The sequence below is a fragment of the Acinetobacter sp. 12966 genome, from assembly GCF_031196995.1.
In the GTDB taxonomy this organism is placed as follows: Bacteria; Pseudomonadota; Gammaproteobacteria; order Pseudomonadales; family Moraxellaceae; genus Acinetobacter; species Acinetobacter geminorum.
The window spans coordinates 1-18,671 of record NZ_JAVIMC010000091.1; the positions used below are offsets into that span (position 1 = coordinate 1).

The window sequence follows — 18,671 nt, forward strand, 5'->3', positions numbered from 1 at the left end:
CACGATACTGTCTAGGATCACGCTTCTAACTTTTGTGTCACACAAAGCTATAAAAACTTATGCACGTTTTTATAGCTTTCTTTTTTGTAGATTTTGCTTCTTTTTAAATCAAAATGCTAAAAAAATGAGCACTTTCATGAAGCCAATAGAAAAAATTTACTACTCTCCTCTCTTATGAGTATTTACTGATTTATTTCTATTTTTTAATTAATTTTATTTTTAATAAACTAACTCAATAGAATTAGAAAGTAATTTTTCCTTTTTAGTAAAATTATTTTTTTGGCACAAGCTTTGCTTTATTCATAGCAAGATGAGTCAACGATGATTCAATGAATAAACCAAGACGGCCAACGATGTCCGCTCTGATCGGTTTGCAGATAGGCAATAAATCGCCTTGCAAATTAAAATTTCGTTCAGTTCAGAGGGACGCCGTATGTCTTCAAATGTCAATCGAGATACAAAAAAAGCAACTGAAATAAAATTATTTAGCTTTTCTACTCCTGCAATGCGTGCTTTCCATATGACATGGCTCGCATTCTTTGTGTGCTTCTTCGCATGGTTTGCCTGTGCTCCACTCATGCCAGTTATTAAAGGGGAATTCGGCTTAACCAAAGACCAGATTGCCAATATTAATATTGCCGCCGTTGCAATTACGATTTTAGTACGACTTGTCGTAGGTCCGCTTTGTGATAAATATGGACCGAGGGTTACCTATACAGCCCTTCTCTTGCTTGGCAGTATTCCTGTATTTGGTGTTGCTGCTGCCAACAGTTATGAGTCTTTTTTATTCTTCCGCTTACTAATTGGTGCAATTGGCGCAAGCTTCGTTATTACGCAATACCATACAAGTGTTATGTTTGCACCTAATGTTGTAGGCACGGCAAATGCAGCTGCTGCTGGTTGGGGTAATGCTGGTGGCGGTGCAACTCAAGCCTTAATGCCTTTATTGCTCGGTGCGATTGTAATGTTCGGTGTCGAACAAGCTATGGGTTGGCGTGTTGCATTAATCGTACCAGGCGTAATGATGATCATTGTTGGTATTCTTTATTGGAAACTCACCCAAGACTGCCCTCAAGGAAACTTTAAAGAAGTCCGCGCACAAGGTATTGAAGTTGGCAGTGGTAAAAAAGGTGGTATGGCTATTTTAATGCAAGCTGCTCGCAACTACCGTGTCTGGATTTTATTTGTGGCTTACGGTGCATGTTTCGGGATTGAAATTTTTATCCATAACGTTGCAGCAATGTACTATGTTGATCAGTTCAAAATGGATTTAAAAACTGCTGGTTTAACCGCGGGGATATTTGGTCTTCTTGCACTCTTTGCTCGTGCACTTGGCGGTATTATTTCCGATAAAGTCGCACTCAAAAAAGGTTTAGATGGCCGCACTAAAGTACTGGTACTCATGATTTTAGGTGAAGGCTTATTCTTAATTCTCTTTTCTCAAATGAATGTGGTTGCTCTTGCAATTATTTCTATGACGATTTTTGCCCTGTTTACTCACATGGCTTGTGGCGCGACATATGCTCTCGTACCATTTATTGATCGTAATGCTTTAGGTGGTGTTGCAGGAATTATTGGTGCAGGCGGAAATGTGGGTGCAGTTGCAGCTGGTTTTTTATTAAAAGGTGTACTCGATATTCAAACTTGTCTATTTATTTTAGGTGGGTTGGTTATAGTCGCTGGCTGTAGCGTAATTTTGATTCGCTTTACAACAGAACATAAAGAAAAGGAACAAGTCCTTTTTGAACAAGCATTACTGGAACGTAACTCTGCTGCTTAATTTTTACAAGAAGCAGAGATCAAAATGATGTCTGCTTCTTTAATTTTCTTCTCATAAAATAAGATCCTTAAGAACTTTTTAATTCTTCTTAAATATTCCCTCCAACTATATCGATATTTTTCGATATATCTTCTACAATAAATCATCATTATTATAATTTTCCATTAATCATGACTAAAACTGGCAACCAATTTTCTCAGTCCCTCATCTATATGCTGATTGGCAGTGCAATTATTCTGGCCCTTTCATTAGGTGTCCGTCATGGTTTCGGTCTCTACCTTGTACCAATGAGCCATGAATTTGGCTGGGGACAGCATGTTTTTAGTCTTGCGATAGCCATGCAGAACCTGATCTGGGGAGCTGTTCAGCCTTTTACCGGGGCAATTGCAGATAAATATGGCAGTAAAGTTGTAGTTGCTGTTGGTGGCTTACTTTATACCCTAGGTCTACTTTTAATGGCTTTTAGTTCAAGTGTACTCATTTTGAATTTAAGCTTAGGTCTTATTATTGGTTTAGCTTTATCAGCAACCTCTTTTACGGTTTTACTGAGTGCAGTAGGCCGAGCCGCCCCTCCAGAAAAAAGAAGTATGGCAATGGGTATTGCCAGTGCAGCAGGCTCTTTTGGTCAGTTTATTATGCTACCTTCCACCCTTCTCTTACTTAAAACGGTAGGATGGTCGTCAGCTTTAATGGTGAGTGCGTTGTTAATTGCGCTTATCATTCCCCTAGCGTGGATGCTAAAAGGACCAAGCAACCAAACGCCAAAAGCAATTACTCAACCTCAGCTCACATTTAAACAAGTACTGAATATTGCTAGAAAACATAAGCCATTCTGGTGGTTAGCTTTAGGCTTTTTAGTGTGTGGATTTCAGGTGGTCTTCTTAGGTGTTCATCTACCGGGCTATTTAATAGATCACGGCTTTGATGCAGCTACAGGTACTGTGTTTCTAGCCCTAGTAGGACTATTTAATATTGTAGGAACTTATGGGGCAGGTTGGCTAGGAGATCGATTCTCAAAACCTAAATTATTAATGGCGCTTTACGGTAGCCGAGGCATCGCAATCATCGCATTTTTACTATTACCTCTAAGCACTTATACGGTATATGCTTTTGGCGTCATTATGGGACTTTTATGGCTCTCTACAGTTCCACTTACCAACGGCATTGTCGCAAATATGTTCGGTGTTAAATACCTTTCAATGCTCAGTGGTATTGTGTTTTTCACCCATCAAGTCGGTTCTTTCTTTGGCGGTTGGCTTGGCGGTGTTAACCATGATTTAACAGGTAATTACAATGCGATTTGGCTATGTTCAATAGCATTGAGTATATTAGGGGTAATCGTACATTTCTTTGTAAATGAGGAGGCTGTTATTCATGACGCATAATGCCTTACTTTTGAAAACAATTATGACTTTGCTCGTGATTACTCTGCTGGCCTGTTCAATCATTTTATGGAAACAAACTCCTGATTTGTTTGTATATTTTAATCAAGCATTTTGTGCTCACTAGAGATATAGACAACCAGACGCATACAGCAAATTGTCATAAAAATATAAAAAACCTATGGTCTAATGAAAATAAAAAAGCCCGCAAGTTTGCGGGCTTTTTTATGAAAAACTTATTTAAAATCAAAACAAACGATTCATACCATTAAGCGCAGCTACACGATATGCTTCTGCCATTGTTGGATAGTTAAATGTTGTTTCAACAAAATATTTCAGAGTATTATTTGGGCTGTGCATAACTGCTTGCCCAATGTGGATAATTTCGGCAGCGTTATTACCAAAACAGTGAATACCTAAAATTTCCATAGTGTCACGGTGGAAAAGAATTTTTAACTCCCCCACTGTATCACCAGTAATTTGTGCACGAGCTAAATGACGGAAAGAAGCTTGACCTACTTCATACGGAATTTTCTCTTCCGTCAATTCTTGTTCATTTTTACCAATTGATGAGATTTCCGGAATAGTATAAATACCTGTTGGGATATCACGTACTGGCTTCGCATCTTCACCACTCATGTTTGCGCCAGCACAGCGCCCTTGGTCATAAGCAGCAGAAGCAAGTGATGGCCAACCAATCACGTCACCAGCAGCATAGATATTTTCAACTTCAGTTTGATATTGATCATTTACTGAAAGTTGACCACGGTTATTTGGTACCAACCCAACATTCTCAAGACCTAAACCTTCAGTGTTTCCTGAACGACCGTTACACCAAAGAATCGCATCGGCTTTAATCTTTTTACCACTTTGTAAGTGTAGTACAACATGGTCGTCAAACGTTTCTAGGTGATCCATTTGCTCATTGTGACGAATCAATACACCTTGTTCACGTAAGTGATAAGACAATGCATCAGCAATTTCATCATCTAGATAACTTAATAGTTTTTGCTGAGTATTAATCAAGTCAACTTTATGGTCTAAACCGATAAAGATTGAGGCATATTCACAGCCAATAACACCTGCGCCGTAAATAATGATTTTTTGAATTGAATAATCAAGATCAAGAATTTTGTCTGAATCAAATACACGAGGATGATCAAAGTCTAAACCTTGTGGATGATAAGGACGACTACCTGTCGCAATTACGATTTGCTTACAGATGATTGTTTCTTTAATGCCTTCATGGCTAAAAACTAAAACTGTATTTTTATCTTGAATATATGCACGGCCATGAAATACGCCGATTTTGTTGCGGTCATAAAAGCGTGTATGCGTATCAACCTGTTGTTGAATCACTTTGTGTGCATTACGCAAAACCTGTTTCATGGTGAACTGTTTCCATTCACCTACTTTTTGAAACATTGGATCGCGCTGATAGCGGATAATACTAGAAACTGTTTGACGTAATGCTTTACTTGGAATGGTACCAACGTGTGCACAGTTACCACCCAGTTGATCACGCACATCTACAATTGCAACACGCTTACCCGCTTTTGCAAGCTTCATTGCCGCGCCTTCACCTGCAGGTCCAGAACCGAGAACTACCGCATCGTATTTAACGAAATTCCCACTAACGACCTCTTTTTTACGTGGCATTGAAAGCTCCTTCCTCACTTGAATGACCATATTTTATAATAAATTATGGCTAATATGCGGTGAATTTATGTATTTCTCAACCCTATATTTCTGAATAACCACATTTATTATATGAATAGTTATTTTCCGCTATTAACTGCAGAAGTTCGCTATAATACAATGTCAATGTCTCTATAAACGAGTGGAAAAGTTAAATATGTCAGAACACCGTAAACCTGAACAGGGTGTAAAACTTCGTGGCGCAGAAAAAGTCGCAAGAATTCCTGTAAAAGTTGTACCTACGGTTGAAGTGCCGCGTAAACCTGACTGGATTCGTGTCAAGATGACGGCACCAGAAGAAGTTCAGCGTATTAAAACCACTTTACGTGCTCAAAAACTCCATACCGTTTGTGAAGAAGCTGCTTGTCCAAACCTTCCAGAATGCTTTGGCGGTGGTACAGCAACATTCATGATCATGGGTGATATTTGTACACGTCGTTGCCCTTTCTGTGATGTAGCACATGGCCGTCCAAATGCACTCGATGCAGATGAGCCTCGTCACATGGCAGAGACAATTGCTAATCTTAAGCTCAAATATGCAGTAATTACTTCGGTTGACCGTGATGACTTACTTGACGGTGGTGCACAACACTTTGTGGACTGTATCAAAGAAGCTCGTGCACTAAGCCCAAATACATTGCTTGAGATTTTAGTACCAGATTTCCGCGGACGTATGGATATTGCTTTACGCATTATGACTGAATGTCCACCAGACGTATTTAACCACAACATCGAGACTGTGCCACGTCTATATAAAGCGATGCGCCCAGGTTCAGACTATCAACATTCTTTAAACTTATTAAAAATGTTTAAAGAATATTGCCCTGATATCCCAACAAAATGTGGTTTGATGGTGGGTATCGGTGAAACTGAAGAAGAAGTTATTGCATTGCTTGATGACTTGCGTGCTCACGATGTTGACTATGTGACTATTGGTCAATACTTACAACCTTCTAAACAACACGCGCCAATTGACCGCTTTGTAACACCAGAAGAGTTCGAACGTTATGCCGAGCATGGCCGTAAGCTTGGCTTTAGAAATATTTGGTCTGCACCAATGGTGCGTTCAAGTTACTTTGCTGATCGTCAATACCACGGTGAACCCGTACCAGAAGTTCGTCGCAAAGTAGATCCAGCTAAAAAAATCGCTGTTCAAGTTGTCGAAGCTTAAAAATTAAATATCTATAAAAGCCCTCTACTTCAGAGGGCTTTTTATTTGTATAAGAAAATCAATAACATTTCTTGACAAATCGATAAAACAACCCATTACACTTTCACTTAAAAATATCTTATACCTAAAAGTACGATATATCCCTGCTCTAGCATATACATCAATTGCGACATAAAAAATTAAATTTAAACAGCATTAAAATTAGCTAGTTAAGCCTTAAATCTCTCCTCGCTTTTTGTAACTTCTAACTTGAGGACTTATCTAGCAAGGAGCAAGTATGGTTTTCCTACTCTTTGTTTTAAGCATTGTCATTCAGCTTTTTACAATATGGGCAATTTTCTTTTTTAACCTAAATCGCGTCATTGGCAGTGTTATTACGATTGTGGTAGCTATATTTACTGCACTCATATTAACGCCATGGGCTCTCATTTTAGGTATTCCACTTATTGCCCTTAGTATCATTATTTTATTTGCACCATTACGCTTTAACCTAATTACTCAACCTGCATATAAAACTTTAGCAAACTCAATGCCGAGCATCAGTACGACTGAACAAGAGGCTTTAGAGGCAGGTACCAGTTGGTGGGAAAAAGAGTTGTTTATGGGGGCACCTGATTGGTCTCAGTTTGAAAAGTACCCCTACCCAACCTTGTCAGCAGAAGAACAAAGTTTTATAGACAATGAAGTTGAGCTCCTTTGTAGCATGCTAGATGAATGGGAGATTCATCATCACTTAAAAGATCTGCCACCTGAAGTTTGGCAATTTATTAAAGATAAAGGTTTTTTAGGCCTCATTATTCCAAAGTCCTTTGGTGGCAAAGAATTTAGCTCATTTGCCCAAAGCCGTATTATGACCAAAATTGCTTCACGCTCACTCACCACAGCTGTGAGTTGTATGGTTCCAAACTCGTTAGGACCAGGTGAGCTACTCATGCACTACGGTACAGATGCACAAAAGCAGCAATATTTACCGGGCCTTGCTAAAGGTGAGGAAATTCCATGTTTTGGTTTAACTAGCCCAGAAGCAGGTTCAGATGCAGGCGCCATTCCAGATTCAGGTGTTGTTTGCTACGGCGAATATGAAGGTGCTCAAGTCCTTGGACTTCGCATGAATTTCTCTAAACGCTGGATTACGCTTGCACCAATTGCAACTGTTGTTGGTCTAGCATTTAAACTTTATGACCCTGAAGGTCTACTCGGCGATAAAAATAAAACCGAATACGGTATTACCTGTGCACTCATCCCTGCAAGCCATGCGGGTGTAAAAATAGGAGCACGTCATTATCCCGGCTCTCCATTTATGAATGGAACAGTAGAAGGAAAAGATGTTTTTATTCCTATTGACTGGATTATTGGTGGTCAAGAAAATGCCGGAAAAGGCTGGCGCATGCTCATGGAATGTTTAGGTGTGGGCCGAGGTATTTCCCTTCCAGCATTAGCCACAGCCGCAGGTGAAATGAGCTATTTAACCGTTGGTGCTTTTGCGAAAATTCGCCAGCAATTTAATATTTCTGTCGGTAAATTTGAAGGCGTACAAGAAGCAACCAGTGAAATTGCCAGCGATGCCTACATGCTTGAAGCATTCCGTTATTTAGTCACATGTGGCCTAAACCAAGGTGGAACACCTGCCGTGATGACCGCCATGGCAAAATATTATGCAACTGAAACAATGCGTAAAGTCGTTAATCACGGAATGGATATTGCTGGAGGACGAGCAATTCAACTCGGGCCACGTAATTTCCTTGCCCTTACATATCAAGCGATTCCGATTGCTATCACGGTAGAAGGCGCAAATATTTTGACCCGTTCATTGATGATTTTTGGCCAAGGCTCAATGCGTTGTCACCCTTATCTATTTGAAGAGTTGCAACTCCTTCAATCTGAAGACAAAAATAACTCAGTCAAAAAATTTGATGATTTATTATTCAAACATTTAGCCTATACCTTTAACCGTGGTGCAAGATCATTTGCTTACGGTTGGACAGGTGGCTCAAGCGATGCGCCTCAGTCAGCAGATCAATTCACCGCAAGTTACTATAAAACGATTAATCGTTTTAGTGCCAACTTCGCACTTGTTTCAGATATGTCACTTGGTTTACTTGCAGGAGACCTAAAACGCAAAGAAATGTTATCAGGACGCTTGGCAGATATTCACGCGCACCTCTTTATTTCTACTGCGATTTTAAAATTTTATGAAGCTGGCCAAAAAACTGAAGCCGAACAACTTCATGCAAAATTAGCGCTACAAAAAGCTTTCTTGAATATTCAGGAAGCATTTTGGGGATTATTTGAAAACTTCCCAGCTAAACTTCCGGCAGCATTTGTAAAATGGATCTGTTTCCCTTTTGGTCGTGTCATTTCAAAACCAGATGATGAGTTAAAACAACAAGTCGCTGAACTTATGATGCAAGAGCATCCTTTTAGAGAGCAGCTTAAGCATCACGTATTTTATTCAACCAAAGCCGATGATGTGACTGGACGTTTAGAACATACATTCCAAATTCTACGAACACTTGAACCACTTTGGGATAAGTTTAAAAAAGCTGAATCTAAAGGCAAATTTACAGGACTGACTTTCGAAGAGAATATTCAACAAGCGATAAAAGAAGGTTTTATTTCTGAAAGCGAAGCTCAACAACTATTGCAATACAACGCAATTCGATTCGACAGCATGCTTACAGATGTATTTGATGAAGATTTAAATAAAGATCTTCCTTTGTCAAACCCTCATCAAATAGTGTGACTGGTGCCTCCACTAATTCACTATTGCAATCATTTTTGATTCGCATTAATTAATAAATAACCATAAAAGCGTCACTCGACGCTTTTATTTTTAGGAGAAATTAATGTCTAAGCAAGATTACGAAAATGGATTAAAAGTTCGCACAGAAGTGATGGGAGAAGCTTTTGTAAAACGTGCCCAAGAAAACACCGTACCCTTTACTCAGCCTTTACAAGACTGGATTAACGAACATGCATGGGGATCGACTTGGCAACGTGAAGGTGTACTTCCACGTAAATATCGCTCATTAATAACTTTAGCTATGCTAACCGCACTTAAATCGCCAACTGAACTCAAAGGCCATGTTCGTGGTGCACTAAACAATGGTTGTACAGTTGAAGAGATTCAAGAAACTTTATTGCACAGCCTACCATATTGCGGCGCACCTGCTACTCAAGAAGCTTTTCGTGCTGCTTTAGAAGTAATTCAAGAATATCAACAAAAATAACTTCAATATGAGCCAGCACTGTACTGGCTCACTTTGACCTAATTTAATTTAGTCGAATAAATACTTAAATTACGATCACCAATTATAATAGCCTGACGACAGATTCCTTCTGCTTTACGCTGCTTTTCAAAAACTGCAGCTAACATTGGTTCGAAACTATCAAAAAAGCAGATTTCATTTTGATCTATAGAATAAATGAGCGACTGATTACCAACGCCATCCAAAGTATCGTAGTACACAATCACCATTTTTCCGTTTTGAATTGCAGCTTGAATATCTTGATAGCTCAGCGCTGGTCCAGTTGGAATTTTTAATACCTTTGCTTCTTTATAGCTCATACGTTCGCTGGGGCTAATGCTAGGATCCTCATCTGAATGAAATGACACTTCAAATCCTAGTTTCTTTAAAGCAACAGCTAAGGCAATCGTATAGGTGCCTTCTTCATCGTGTCGGCAAACATTAATCAACTCAGCAACATCAATTTGTACTCCATGATGTTGAAGTAACATCCAAACTGCAAAAACGCCACAGTTTGACTCTAGGCGTGCCAACGACTCGGGAATATTTAATGCCATAATTAGAATCTAAAGTGATAATTACGCAGATAATAAACAAAACTGGATTGGCACTAAAAGCTTTTCCAAGTACAATGTTTCGCTAGTCGAGGGATGCTGCGACAAATGATCGGCACTAAAGATCAATTTGCCAGGCTCGACGATCGGTTAAACACTCGTTTTAACCAACAACGGCATCCGCGAACAGAATGATCAATACTATTTTTTCCTAGGAGATCCTGATGAACGCGGTTAATGCTTCATTTACAGATTACAAAGTTGCTGACATCTCTCTTGCTGACTACGGCCGTAAAGAAATCAAACTTGCTGAAGCAGAAATGCCAGCTTTGATCGGCTTACGTAAACGCTATGCAGCTTCTAAACCACTTGCTGGCGCAAAAATTCTTGGTTGTATTCACATGACCATTCAAACAGCTGTTCTTATTGAAACGCTTGTTGAATTAGGTGCTGAAGTACGCTGGACATCATGTAACATTTTCTCTACTCAAGACCATGCTGCTGCTGCAATTGCTGCTCGCGGTATTCCAGTTTTTGCTTGGAAAGGTGAAACTGAAGAAGAATATGTATGGTGCCTTGAACAACAGATCAATGTAAATGGTCAACCTTGGGATGCCAACATGATTTTGGACGATGGCGGTGATTTAACTGCTCTTGTTCATGAAAAATACCCTGCTCTTTTAGAACGTATTCACGGTATTACTGAAGAAACTACAACAGGTGTTCAACGTCTTATCGAAATGTGGAAAGACGGTTCTTTGAAAGTTCCTGCAATTAACGTAAATGACTCAGTTACTAAATCTAAAAACGACAACAAATATGGTTGCCGTCACTCATTAAATGACGCGATCAAACGTGCAACTGACATGCTTTTGTCTGGTCGCCGTGCACTTGTAGTTGGTTATGGTGATGTAGGTAAAGGTTCTGCTCAATCTTTACGTCAAGAAGGTATGATCGTTCGTGTAACAGAAGTTGACCCAATTTGTGCAATGCAAGCATGTATGGACGGCTATGAAGTTGTATCTCCATATAAAAACGGCGTACAAACAGGCAAAAAAGAAGATATTAACCACGATCTTCTTGGCAACACTGACCTTGTTGTAACAACAACTGGTAACTACCACGTGTGTGATGCCGCAATGCTAGACAGCTTAAAAGCTGGTGCAGTTGTATGTAACATCGGTCACTTCGATACAGAAATTGACACTGCGTATTTACGTGGTTACAAGTGGGTTGAAGTTAAGCCACAAGTTCACCAAGTTTATCGTTCAGAAGACGAAAACAACTACCTTATCCTTCTTTCTGAAGGTCGCCTTGTAAACCTAGGTAATGCAACTGGTCACCCATCACGTGTAATGGATGGTTCTTTTGCTAACCAAGTTCTAGGACAAATTCACTTATTCCAAGAGAAATTTGCTGATCTTCCTGCAAATGAGAAAGCTGCAAAAATTCGTGTAGAAGTTCTTCCTAAGAAACTTGACGAAGAAGTTGCTGCTGCAATGGTTGCAGGTTTCGGTGGTGTACTTACTCAGTTAACTCAAGAGCAAGCCGATTATTTAGGTGTTGCTGTTGAGGGACCATTCAAATCTGACGCTTACAAATACTAAGAACTTAAGGGCAGACGGTGAACCGACTGCCCTTTTTTCTAAAATGTTTCGCTGTTTACAAGGATTTGACATGACTAAACGTACACCTATTTCTTTTGAGTTTTTTCCGCCGAAAACTGATGTTGGTGCCGAAAAACTTCGTATTGTTCACCAAGAATTACAGCTATTAAATCCAGAGTTTTTCTCGATTACTTATGGTGCTGGTGGTTCTACTCGCGAACGCACGCTTGCTGCTATTGAAGATTTCAATGGTAAAGGCACTCCTGTTGCGCCTCATCTTTCTTGTATTGGTGATGATAAAGCTCGTATTGCTGAGTTACTGGATTTATATAAAGCTCAAGGCATTGACCGTATTGTTGCTTTACGTGGTGACTTACCATCTGGTCAGGTTGGGCTTGGTGAGCTTCCTTATGCTCAAGATTTAGTACGTTTTATTCGTGAGCACTCAGGTGATCATTTTCATATTGAAGTTGCAGCTTATCCAGAAATGCATCCTCAAGCTGAAAGCCTTGATTCAGATATTCAACGTTTTATTGAAAAAGTACAAGCTGGTGCCAATGCAGGAATTACTCAATTCTTCTTTAATCCAGACTCATACTTTTATTTTATAGAGCGCTTGGAAAAAGCTGGAATTAACATTCCGGTGGCTCCAGGAATCATGCCAATTACCAACGCAAGCAACCTAATTCGCTTTGCAGACGGTACGGGTGCTGAAATTCCTCGCTGGATCCGTAAGCAATTACAAGCCTATGGTGATGACAGTGAAAGTATCAAAGCTTTCGGTCATGAAGTTGTTGTTAAGCTATGCGAACGCCTGATTGCAGGTGGTGCGCCAAGCTTACACTTCTATTCAATGAATCAAATCGAACCTACTCGTCAACTTGTTGTTGATCTTGGTTTAAATTAATTTTGTAAGGCGTACCCAATGAACCGTTTTTTTATCGAAACTGAACTTACAGTTGGCTCAACAATTCAACTGACAGAATCAGTATTCCATCATTGGGTTCGCGTTTTACGTGCACAATTACAAGAACAAGCGACTCTATTTAATGGACAAGGTGGTGAATATCTCGCGTCATTAACCGAAATTAATAAGAAAAATGCGTTTGTCACAATTGAGAATTTTAACCCTGCAAACCGTGCTGCCCCTTTTAAAGCTGTTTTAGGTCAAGTCATGAGTAAAGGCGATCGAATGGATTATGCCATTCAGAAAGCCACTGAATTGGGTGTAAGTCAGATTCAATTGCTAACAAGTGAACGTTGTGAAATGCGCTTAAAATACGATCGAGATCAAAAAAAATTAGATCACTGGCAAGCTGTAGCAATTGCAGCATGTGAACAATGTGGCCTGAACTTAGTTCCCGAAGTATTAGCACCAATTTCTCTTCATGAATGGTTAAGTTCTTCTGAGCTTCCCCAATCTAAATTTGTTTTAGCACCAGAAAAAGAACAAAAAGATGTATTAGCAGGAATACAACCTGATCTTGCTTTACTTATTGGCCCAGAAGGTGGGCTAAGTGAAAATGAAATTACCCAAGCCAATCAAGCTGGTTTTATGAACTGGTGCATTGGTGACCGTGTTTTACGTACAGAAACCGCACCTGTTGTTGCCTTGTCTATTTTAAATTATCGATTTTTATCCACCTGAGTTCAGTGAACATTGATTAAATCGTTATTTAAAGTTAACTTACTTTTATTGTATGAATAAAATTTCAAATTCTTTTTCACTGATAAATCAGATTCTTTCTGTATATATGTAAAAAAATAGGATAGAAAAATCTTATGTCTGGGCTTCAGGAAGAATATCTACAGCATCAAACAAAAATTGAACAGCTGAAACTTTCAACTCAATATATACGCTGGTATTTGATTAGCTTAATACTGCTATGTCTCATTTCATATGGTATTTTTTCTTATTATTTTTCATCTGTAATAACAATTTTTAGCTGGTCTATTGGCCTCACTGTAGCATCTCTTATCGGCTTATTATTTATTCCAAATATTTTAACTCACTACCGTGCAATTGATTTTACAAAAAAAGCTAATCACATTTTACAAAGTATTTGTTTGATCTCAGGCATCTTAATTGGAATAAACGTCACAATTATTCATTTTTATCTTCCCCCTGAGTTAGTCGCTCTACCAGATGCTCATATTTTAATTGCTTTATTTATTACTTCGGCTCATATCATTGGCCTTACTTTTTTAACCCAGCAACCACGATATTTTTATCTCTTATTTATTCCAAGTACCTTGCCCTTATTACTAGCTCAATTCACACATAACCCAATTACTCAGCTACCCTTTTACTTTGCCTATAATCTTACCTTTGTGGCCACTGTACTTTGTGCATATGCTACGCAACGTAATTATCAAAAGATTTCTCAATTATTATTAAAAAACAAACAGCTTGTTCAAATTTCCGATCAACATACGCAATGGGCTGAAGAATTATGTATACAGCTCCAACAAGAAGTAAATAAATCTAAAGATATCGAAGCCCAGCTTCAATTTAATAATCATCTGCTTGAGCAAAAAGTACGTGAACGCACTTACGATCTCACAAAAATGAATGAACAACTCGAAAGCCATCACTACAATTTAGCTTTTGCGCATGAAACTGCAGGTATTCGACCTTGGGATTGGGATATTCAAAGTCAAAAATTAGAAATTACATTTTTCGATCAACAAAAACAAACTCAGACTGCCGTTATTCATCTCAATACGATATTAGATCGTATACATCCAAGTGATAAAAAACTTTTTGACGAACGTTTAAAACAACATTTGGAAGGCATTACAGATCATTTTAATATCACCTTTCGAATTTTACGTAGAGATGGTTCTTGGCGATGGATTCATGATGTAGGCCGTGTCATCACTAGAGATCCTAAAACACAAAAAGCGCTTCGTATGGTTGGAATGACTCGCGATATACATCAAGAGAAGAAAGATCAAGAACATCTAAGACTATCTGCAATTGTGCTTGAGCAAGCTGCGGAAGGAATATTTATTTTAGATGAGCGCCTAAACTATATTGATGTAAATCCCTACTATGAAAAACTCACAGGATTTTCTAAATCAGAACTTGTTAATAAAGAATTATTTAGCATAACAATCAATCAAAAAGAATTACAACAGCAGTTTCATACATCAATAACACAGCAACTCCTAGAGACAGGAGAATATATGGGTCAGTTTGACGAAAAATTTAGTTCTGGTAAAAGCGTATATTTATGGTTGCATATCAATGTAGTCAAAGATGAGTTCAATCAAATTACCAATTATATCGGGTTTGCACGCGACCTGACTGAGCAAAAACGTCAAGAACAACATCTATCTTATTTAAAAAATTACGACAGCCTCACCCACCTGCCTAACCGCCTTTACTATTACAATCAATTACATCAATATCTAGTAAATCCGTCATATAACATTAAAAACTTAGCATTAATACGAGTGAACATTGACCGCTTCCGAGCTTTCAATGAATTTTTAAATAATGATAGTGGTGATGAATTACTTAAGCAGTTCGCTCAAAGATTGCGCTTAATCAATATCAATGCAATTTTAGTTGCCTATTTAAATAGTGATGATTTCGCAATTATTTATGAAATTTCCCCAATTCATCCAAATATTGAGCAATATTGTCAAAATATTTTACAAGCGCTCAATGCACCTTTTTATATTGATAATCACGAATATTTTATTACTGCATCTATTGGTGTTGCATGTTTTCCTGAACATGGTAGACAAATTGATCACCTCAACCACCATGCGGAACAAGCATTGTCCGAAGCAAAACGCTTAGGTGGTAATACAATTTGCTATTATTGCAATAAAACAAATAACTCATATAAAAGTGCCGATTTAGAGCAAGAATTACGTAAAGCCATACAAAATGATGAATTTGTCATTTATTACCAACCCAAAATTAATCTACATGATCAATCTATTATCGGTTTTGAAGCATTAATTCGTTGGCAACATCCTGAAAAAGGATTAGTCATGCCAAATATGTTTATACCTTTTGCTGAGCGTAGTAGCCTGATTTCAGATATTGGTAAAGTTGTTTTGGATAAAGTTGGAAAGCAACTACAAGAATGGAAAGATGCAGGTTATCTCAATATTCAAATCTCTGTAAATATTGTCGCTCAACAGATACATCGAGGCTTATTACTCAATGATCTAGATGAAGTTTTGCAAAAATATAATATACAAGGTTCAGACCTGGAACTTGAAATTACAGAGTCAGCCCTTTTAGACAATACTGCCAATGTAAAAATGCTATTACATGCGATAAAACAACGAGATATCTCAATTGCCTTAGATGACTTTGGTACGGGTTATTCATCTTTAGCCTATCTAACAGAATACCCAATTGACGTATTAAAAATTGATCGTGCTTTTATTTCTAAAATTGGTGACCACAAACAAGAAGCAATTGTAAATGCAATGATCGCGATGGGTAAAAGTATGGGGCTTAAACTGGTTGCCGAAGGTGTAGAAACAGAAGAACAAGTCACCTATCTACAAAAACAGCAATGTGATTTTTTACAAGGTTATTTCTTTAGTCGTCCGATCCCTGCTGAGCAAATTATTCCTTATCTGCAAACAAAACCACATATTTCTTAATTGTTCTAATCATCTATTTTACCTATGCTGCTTTTTCCAAAAATGAGCGTTTTTGACTGTGAGAAATAAAGAAGTAGTGTTATATTCTTTAGCATTTAGCTCACTACGGGGCTATTGGCAATTCGTCTACTATTCTCTTAATTGATAAAAATTAAAGCATAGTAAAAAATTGAATTTCCTCTCCCTAAATGAGCAATTTGACTAGTTTGCTTTTTTGTATCAAATAGAGACTCAGATGGACGATCAATCTTTAAAACAGGCCGCTTTAAATTACCATGAATATCCAAACCCAGGGAAAATCAGCGTCACCCCAAGTAAGCAACTTGTCAACCAACGAGATTTGGCTCTAGCCTACTCACCAGGAGTTGCTGCGCCATGTTTAGAGATTGAGCGTGATCCATCAGCTGCTGCTAAATATACAGCTCGCGGAAACTTGGTTGCCGTAGTCAGTAACGGTACAGCTGTTCTTGGTTTAGGTAATATTGGCCCATTAGCTTCTAAACCTGTAATGGAAGGTAAAGGCGTTCTCTTCAAAAAGTTTGCTGGTGTTGACGTATTTGACATCGAAATTGCAGAAAACGATCCAGATAAAATTGTAGATATTGTTGCCTCTCTTGAGCCAACTTTCGGTGGTATCAACCTCGAAGATATTAAAGCGCCAGAATGTTTCTATATCGAAAAGAAACTTCGCGAACGCATGAAAATTCCTGTATTCCATGACGATCAACACGGTACAAGTATCATTGTAGGTTCAGCTTTGCTCAATGCATTGCAACTTGTAAATAAGAAAATTGATGAAATCAAAATTGTAGCTTCAGGCGCAGGTGCTGCTGCCCTTTCTTGTTTAGATTTACTTTGTGCTTTAGGCGTAAATAAAGAAAATATCATTGTTGCCGATTCTCGCGGTCTACTCACTACTTCACGTGAAGGCTTGGATGAATCAAAAAAACGTTATGTTCAAGACATCAAAGCAACTCAGTTACATGAAGTAATGGCTGGTGCTGATATGTTCTTGGGTCTTTCTGCTGCTGGTATTCTCACCAAAGAAATGGTGAAACAGATGGCTGAGAACCCTATTATTTTTGCTTTGGCAAACCCAGATCCAGAAATTTTGCCTGAACATGCACATGAAGTACGTCCTGATGTAATCATGGCAACTGGTCGTTCTGACTATCCAAACCAAGTAAACAACGCATTATGTTTCCCTTACATTTTCCGTGGTGCACTTGACGTTGGTGCAACAACGATTAATGAAGACATGAAAATTGCATGTGTACATGCAATTGCACGTATGGCACACGTAGAAGCTGATGCAGCTACTTACGGTGAAAAATCTGCTTCATTTGGCCGTGACTATTTAATTCCACGTCCACTTGATCAACGTTTAATTTTAGAAATTGCCCCTGCTGTTGCTAAAGCTGCAATGGATTCAGGTGTTGCAACTCGTCCGATCGAAGATTTCTCTGCATACCGTCAAAAATTATCTGAGTTTGTTTATAACTCTGCATTCTTGATGAAACCGATTTTTGCTCAAGCAAAAACTGATCCTAAACGCATCGCATATGCTGAAGGTGAAGATGAGCGCGTATTACGTGCAGTGCAAATCGCAGTTGATGAAGATTTAGCTAAACCAATTTTAGTAGGTCGTACTGCTGTTATTGAAGCTAATATCAAAAAATTAGGCTTACGTTTACAACATGGCGTAAACATTGAGATTGTAGATCAAGAACAAAACCCAATGTATGAAGAGTTTTGGAAAGACTACTATCAAACAATGCAACGCAAAGGCATTACTGTTGAATATGCTCAACGTGAAGCTCGTCGCCGTTCAACTTTAATTGCATCTTTACTGGTTAAATTCGGTAAAGCAGACGGTATGTTATGTGGTACTTACAGTAGCTATAACATTCACCTTGACTTTGTACGCAATGTCATCGGTCTAAAAGAAGGTATGAAGAACTTCTTCACCTTAAATGCATTAATGCTTGAAGATCGTAACTTGTTTATTGCTGATACATACGTAAATACAAACCCGACTGCTGAACAACTTGCTGAAATGACTATTTTAGCAGCTGAAGAAGTACGTCGTTTTGGTATTACTCCACGTGTAGCCCTACTTTCTCATTCAAGTTTTGGTAGTGACCAGACTGACTCAAGTGCTCAAAAAATGCGTGAAGTTTATCGTATTTTATCTGAGCAAGCTCCTGAGCTTGAAGTTGAAGGTGAAATGCACGGTGATGCAGCATTAGACGAAAACATTCGTCAATTTGCATTCCCTGGCTCACGTTTCAAAGGTTCTGCAAACTTGCTCATTATGCCAAACCTAGATGCAGCAAACATTTCATTTAACTTGTTGAAAGCGACTTCTGGTAACAACGTTACTATTGGCCCAATTTTACTTGGTGCAGCAAAACCTGTTCATATTTTGACACCGACAGCAACGACTCGTCGTCTTATCAATATGACTGCTTTAACTGTTGCTGAAATCCAACAACAAGAAAAGTAATTTAGAAACTGCTTTTTACGAAAAGCATCTCTAATGACTTGAGAAAACCTCTATTCTGTAGCATGATTGCTTGAAGAATAGAGGTTTTTT

12 protein-coding genes are annotated in these 18,671 nt (G+C 38.5%); 10 read left to right on the plus strand and 2 right to left on the minus strand.

Features of this window, described 5'->3' with window-relative positions; all coding sequences use genetic code 11:
* Positions 1-433 precede the first annotated feature (433 nt).
* Together RFW85_RS13890 and RFW85_RS13895 are read left to right on the plus strand one after the other, a co-directional pair.
* Entirely contained in the window at positions 434-1,780 is a 1,347-nt protein-coding gene (locus RFW85_RS13890) for an MFS transporter (RefSeq protein WP_170248675.1), read from the plus strand.
* 170 nt (positions 1,781-1,950) lie between these two features.
* Positions 1,951-3,165, plus strand: a complete 1,215-nt coding sequence (locus tag RFW85_RS13895; protein WP_086265820.1) for an MFS transporter — start codon at positions 1,951-1,953, stop codon at positions 3,163-3,165.
* 243 nt (positions 3,166-3,408) lie between these two features.
* Here the strand turns inward: RFW85_RS13895 and sthA are convergent, their stop codons facing one another.
* Positions 3,409-4,821: a Si-specific NAD(P)(+) transhydrogenase gene (gene sthA, locus RFW85_RS13900; protein ID WP_002118117.1), complete on the minus strand. Its 1,413-nt coding sequence runs from the start codon at positions 4,819-4,821 to the stop codon at positions 3,409-3,411.
* Between the two features lie 196 nt (positions 4,822-5,017).
* On the opposite strand from sthA, the gene lipA reads away from it, so the two are divergent.
* The 3 genes from lipA (at position 5,018) to RFW85_RS13915 (ending at position 9,261) form a co-directional block, all read left to right on the plus strand.
* On the plus strand, positions 5,018-6,031 hold the full coding sequence (lipA, locus tag RFW85_RS13905; RefSeq protein ID WP_002118167.1) for a lipoyl synthase: 1,014 nt from the start codon (positions 5,018-5,020) through the stop codon (positions 6,029-6,031).
* A 277-nt stretch (positions 6,032-6,308) separates the two neighbouring features.
* Positions 6,309-8,774 (plus strand): acyl-CoA dehydrogenase, encoded by a 2,466-nt coding sequence (locus tag RFW85_RS13910; RefSeq protein ID WP_170248676.1) that lies wholly within the window; start codon positions 6,309-6,311, stop codon positions 8,772-8,774.
* 103 nt (positions 8,775-8,877) lie between these two features.
* On the plus strand, positions 8,878-9,261 hold the full coding sequence (locus RFW85_RS13915) for a carboxymuconolactone decarboxylase family protein (protein WP_000043120.1): 384 nt from the start codon (positions 8,878-8,880) through the stop codon (positions 9,259-9,261).
* A gap of 38 nt (positions 9,262-9,299) precedes the next feature.
* Here the strand turns inward: RFW85_RS13915 and RFW85_RS13920 are convergent, their stop codons facing one another.
* Entirely contained in the window at positions 9,300-9,836 is a 537-nt protein-coding gene (locus RFW85_RS13920) for a cysteine peptidase family C39 domain-containing protein (protein ID WP_170248677.1), read from the minus strand.
* Between the two features lie 221 nt (positions 9,837-10,057).
* On the opposite strand from RFW85_RS13920, the gene ahcY reads away from it, so the two are divergent.
* From ahcY to RFW85_RS13945, 5 genes are all read left to right on the plus strand, one after another.
* Positions 10,058-11,440, plus strand: coding sequence for an adenosylhomocysteinase (gene ahcY / locus RFW85_RS13925; RefSeq protein ID WP_016145934.1), 1,383 nt, complete (start codon positions 10,058-10,060; stop codon positions 11,438-11,440).
* A gap of 70 nt (positions 11,441-11,510) precedes the next feature.
* Positions 11,511-12,347, plus strand: coding sequence for a methylenetetrahydrofolate reductase [NAD(P)H] (metF, locus tag RFW85_RS13930; protein WP_170248678.1), 837 nt, complete (start codon positions 11,511-11,513; stop codon positions 12,345-12,347).
* An 18-nt stretch (positions 12,348-12,365) separates the two neighbouring features.
* Positions 12,366-13,088, plus strand: coding sequence for a 16S rRNA (uracil(1498)-N(3))-methyltransferase (locus tag RFW85_RS13935; protein ID WP_086265815.1), 723 nt, complete (start codon positions 12,366-12,368; stop codon positions 13,086-13,088).
* A 134-nt stretch (positions 13,089-13,222) separates the two neighbouring features.
* Positions 13,223-16,075 (plus strand): bifunctional diguanylate cyclase/phosphodiesterase, encoded by a 2,853-nt coding sequence (locus RFW85_RS13940; RefSeq protein ID WP_170248679.1) that lies wholly within the window; start codon positions 13,223-13,225, stop codon positions 16,073-16,075.
* A 235-nt stretch (positions 16,076-16,310) separates the two neighbouring features.
* Positions 16,311-18,581, plus strand: a complete 2,271-nt coding sequence (locus tag RFW85_RS13945; protein WP_170248680.1) for an NADP-dependent malic enzyme — start codon at positions 16,311-16,313, stop codon at positions 18,579-18,581.
* Positions 18,582-18,671: the final 90 nt, after the last annotated feature.